The sequence below is a fragment of the uncultured Thiodictyon sp. genome, from assembly GCF_903828115.1.
Taxonomy (GTDB): Bacteria; Pseudomonadota; Gammaproteobacteria; order Chromatiales; family Chromatiaceae; genus Thiodictyon.
The window spans coordinates 1-4,296 of record NZ_CAIKKU010000739.1 but is presented as its reverse complement, the minus strand read 5'-3'; the positions used below and the strand labels follow the sequence as shown (position 1 = coordinate 4,296).

Below are 4,296 nucleotides of genomic sequence, written 5' to 3'. Positions count from 1 at the left end.
TGTCGTTGTCGTAATCGAGGTTAATCGTAGTGCCCCGGATTCTCTCGCACCCCAAATTGCATCGCTTATCCGATTACGATTACGACAACGACAACGACAACGATTGGGTTTGTGTTTGACTTGTTGCGAAGGGTCCGAACGTGAATACCACATAGAGGCGCGGCGGGTCGGCAGCCGGGCGATCTTCCCCGTCAGCCGGTTCCCCGGCACCCCGGGCGCCGCCCGGCGCACGCGAGACCGTACGCGGCGCAAGGCCATCATCGACGATCGAGCCGACGACTTCAACGTGGCGGAACTGGGCGGAACCCAGTGCCGGTCGCGACCGGCTGACAGGGGCCTGGGCGCGCCGCGGCAGCCGGACCCGCGTTTCTCGCATGGACCGGACAAGACCTGCCCCGACCACCGTCCGGTCGGCTGCTCCTTGCCCCATCGACGGGAGTCGAAATATCCTTGCCTTACTTGAATCCAGCCCCTCGGAGCACGCCCATGACCCCGACCGCGTTCCGCCGCACCGCCTTGGCCCTGGCCCTGGCCGCCGCCGCACACCTCTCGCCGGCAGGGGCGACATCCGTCTACGAGGGTTTCAGCGACTACGCCATCGGCGCCCCCGTTGAGGCCCTGAACGGCGGCTCCGGATGGGGCGGTGCCTGGTGGTACGGCGGGCTGGATCTGAACGTCAGCGCCCCCGGCCTGACCTATGCCGGACTGCCGACGGCCGGCGGTGCCGCCACCTCCGCCGCCCCGAGCACTACCCAAGTCGCCTGGTATGTCAGGTTGCTCCAGGCCCCGGTGGGCATCGACAACAGCACCCTGTATCTGAGCTTCCTGCTGCGCCCGGAGGCCGGGCAGCCGCTCAGCGACTATGGCGGGTTGAATCTGGGCGACCTGTTCGTCGGCAAGTCCGGGATCAACGCCGGCAGCGACCCGCGCTACGGCCTGGAGGGGCCGATCGATATCATCTCCCCGTCAGGCGTGGCGGCGAGCCCCGGGGAGACGGTCTTCCTGGTACTCAAGGCCAGTTTCCGTCCGGGCGACGACCACTTCGACCTCTTCGTCAATCCCCTCCCGGGCCTGCTGGAGCCCATGACGGCAGACGCCACCAAGACCAATCGCGACCTCGGCATCACGGATTTCATCGCGATCAACAATGCCGGCCATTGGACCATCGACGAGATCCGCATCGGCGACAGCTTCGCCGCCGTTTCCGGGGCCCCGGTGCCGGGCGTGCCGGCCCTGTTGCTCGGGGGGCTTGGGGTACTGGCCGCGCGGCGTGGGCGCGGTCGATCTTGAGCACCGGGGGGCGGGTCCGCGTGCGGCTCGGTTCGCGTGCGGTTCGGTCCGCGCAGCGGACCCTACTGCACATAGACCCGCACCCGGCTCGCACGGCCGCGTCCATCGACGACCGCGATGGCGGCGTAGCCGGGGCCGGTCGGCCGCCACTGGGTGGTGCGGGCAAAGGGCTCCTGCCCGATCGGCCGCCCGTCGGCGAACCAGGTAAAGGGCGGATAGCCGTTGCGGACCTTGAGCGCCAGGGTGGCGGGCGTGCCGTCGGCCTGATCCGGGCCCAGGTCCAGCCTGGCCCCGTCGGGCGGGAAGGCGATCTCGGGTCCGGTGGGGGCGGCACCCACCCCGGCATCGCGCACCCGCGCCTGGCGCAGCGTCGCCGGCAGGGCATTGGTGGCGGCCGTCAGCACCCCCGGGGGGGCGCCCGGCAGCGGCACCCGGGGACCCAGGCGCGCAAAGCAGTCGAGCAGGATGGGGACCGCCGCCTCGACCCCCTTGAGGCCGGGGACCGGGGCACCGTCCGGGCGTCCCACCCAGACCCCGACGACATGGCGCCCGTCGTAGCCGATGGCCCAGGCGTCGCGATAGCCGTAGGAGGTCCCGGTCTTGTAGCTGATGCCCTGGGGCGCGGCGTCGCCGGGGGCCGGGACCGCCGAGAGGATCGAGCTGAGATACCAGGCGGCGCGGGCGTCCAGCACCCGGGGCCCGGGGGCGGCGGCCGGTCCGTCCCGGGTCTCGTGCAGGTCCAGCGCCTCCCCGCCGCGGGCGATGGCGCCGTAGATCCGCACCAGATCGAACAGGCTCAGGCCCAGCCCCCCCAGCCCGATCGCGAGCCCCGGCGGCGCGCCCGGCGCCAGCACCGCCGTCGCGCCGGCGCGGCGCATCCGCGCGAGCAGGCGCGCCGGCCCCACCGCGTCCAGGAGTTGCACGGCCGGGACATTGAGCGACAGGGCGAGCGCCCGGCGCACCGTCACGGTCCCCTGGAAGGAGCGGTCGAAGTTGCCCGGCACATAGCCCGCGAAGGCGGTCGGGCGGTCCTCGATCAGGCTCTCCGGGTGGGCGATGCCCGACTCGAAGGCGAGCCCGTAGATCAGCGGCTTGAGCGTGGAGCCCGGGGAGCGCAGGGCACGGGTCATATCCACATGGCCGGCCCGCTCCCCGTCGAAGAGCCCGGCGGACCCCACCGCCGCCAGCACCTCGCCGCTGCCGTGGTCGGCCGCCAGCACGGCGACCGAAACCCGCGGGTCGATGGCCGCCGCCCGCTCCGTCGCCAGGCTCTCCAGGCGGCCTTGCAGGCCGGCGTCCAGGGTCACCCGGTGGACGGCGCGCCCGGGGAACTCATGCGCCAGCCGCACCCCCAGGTGGGGGGCGAGCATGGGGAAGGGGCGCCGGCGGTTAGGGACCGGCTCCCGCAGGGCGGCGGCGGCGGCCGGCGCATCGATCAGACCCAGTGCCAGGGCGCGCCCCAGCACCCGGTCGCGCGCGCGCCGTGCGGCGGCCGGATTTCGGTCGGGCCGCCGCGCCTCCGGGGCCTGCGGCAGCGCGACCAGGAGGGCCGCCTCGGCGTCGCTCAGGCGCCGGGGCTCCTTGCCGAGCCAGGCCAGGGACCCGGCGCGCAGCCCCTCCAGGTTGCCGCCATAGGGGGCGACCGTCAGATAGGCATTCAGGATTTGCCCCTTGTCCGCCACCCGCTCCAGGGCCAGGGCGCCCAGCGCCTGCCGGACCTTCCCGAGCGGGGAGCGCGTCGCGCCCCCGTCCAGGAGCCGGGCGAGCTGCATGGTCAGGGTGGACCCGCCCGAGACGATGTGCCCGCGCCGCACCAGTTGCGCCGCCGCCCGCGCCAGGGCCAGCGGATCGACCCCGGGGTGGGCATAGAAACGCCGGTCCTCCACCGCCAGCAAGAGCGCGACGAAGCGCGGGTCCACCGCCGCCGGGTCGAGCGGCAGACGCCAGCGCCCGCCGTCCACGGTGAAGGGGCGCAGCAGCCGGTCCTCGCGGTCCAAGACCACCGTGGAGGTCGGCACCGCCAGGTTCGGCGCGGGCGTGCCGGCCACCAGGACGGTGAGAGCGAGCCAGGCGCCCAGGCCAAGCAGGACCGCGCCGCACAGGGTCCACCAAAGGCGGCGGGCGAAGCGAGGGCCCGCGGCCTGCCCGGCGGGTCCGTCGATGAACGCGGACGAGCGCCCCAAGGCGGCGTCGTAAGACCTGCTCGAGGAAGTCCAGATCGATCGAGGTCGGCGCGGGGTGATCATGGATGCTGGGACCAAACGGGAAGGCTGGACGAAACGCGCGAGTAGTTAGCCCTAAACACCGCGCCGGTTCAAGTCGGTCCCAAGCACTGGGAGGACCTGCCCGCAAAGATCCAGGAGGCGGTCGAGGTCTATTGCGAGGGCGAGGACCTGCAGGTCCCGCCGCCCAGCGCCTGGGAGACCCTCGCCAGCCGACCGGACTACCAGGGTGGGGTCTGGCTTTTCGCCGAGATCGATGTGAGCCGGATACAGACCCGCGCGGTGCGACTCAATATCTCGCTGCCCAAGGGACTGGTGCAGCGCATCGATGCCTACGCCAAGGCCCGGCATCTGAGCCGCTCCGGCTTCCTGGCCAAGGCCGCGGCGGAGGCCCTGGAGCGGACCTGAGTACCCCGCGATTGCATTCGCGTTCGCCCTGTATTACGTTGCGTATTCCCTCGACCTACGAAGGACCCCACATGGGCACCAGAACCGTGCGGCTTGACGACGAAGCCGAGAGAACCTTGGAGCGGTTGCGCACGATCACCGGGCTATCCATCTCCGAGATACTCAAACAGGGCCTGCGGGCCTACGAGGGTCAGGCACTGGCACTCAACTTTGGCCATTTTTGCAGCTGGGCGCCGGCCCCGCACATGACGCCACGGCGGTGCCGAAACGTGTGCTGAGCCGGGGTTGCGGCGGCCGATCGTCGCGGCCAGCCGCCGTCCACTGGCGGGCGTGACCCGCGACGCGGTACAGGGGGAGGCAGGCGGGCCACCAACGG

The 4,296-nt window shown here is 72.0% G+C and carries 3 protein-coding genes; 2 read left to right on the top strand and 1 reads right to left on the bottom strand.

What is annotated here, in order from left to right:
* The first annotated feature begins 486 nt into the window (after positions 1 to 486).
* Complete coding sequence (locus tag QZY48_RS27385) at positions 487 to 1,290, top strand: hypothetical protein (RefSeq protein WP_295436758.1); 804 nt, start codon at positions 487 to 489, stop codon at positions 1,288 to 1,290.
* 62 nt (positions 1,291 to 1,352) lie between these two features.
* On the opposite strand, the gene pbpC is transcribed toward QZY48_RS27385, so the two are convergent.
* Positions 1,353 to 3,473 (bottom strand): penicillin-binding protein 1C, encoded by a 2,121-nt coding sequence (gene pbpC, locus QZY48_RS27380; protein ID WP_366929794.1) that lies wholly within the window; start codon positions 3,471 to 3,473, stop codon positions 1,353 to 1,355.
* Between the two features lie 159 nt (positions 3,474 to 3,632).
* Between pbpC and QZY48_RS27375 the strand changes: the two genes are divergently transcribed.
* Positions 3,633 to 3,920 (top strand): type II toxin-antitoxin system HicB family antitoxin, encoded by a 288-nt coding sequence (locus QZY48_RS27375; RefSeq protein WP_295436760.1) that lies wholly within the window; start codon positions 3,633 to 3,635, stop codon positions 3,918 to 3,920.
* The last annotated feature ends 376 nt before the right edge of the window (positions 3,921 to 4,296 follow it).

Bases quoted from the DNA above. Each gene is read 5' to 3' on its own strand.
- QZY48_RS27385 (WP_295436758.1), top strand. From the start codon at position 487: ATGACCCCGACCGCGTTCCGCCGCACCGCCTTGGCCCTGGCCCTGGCC.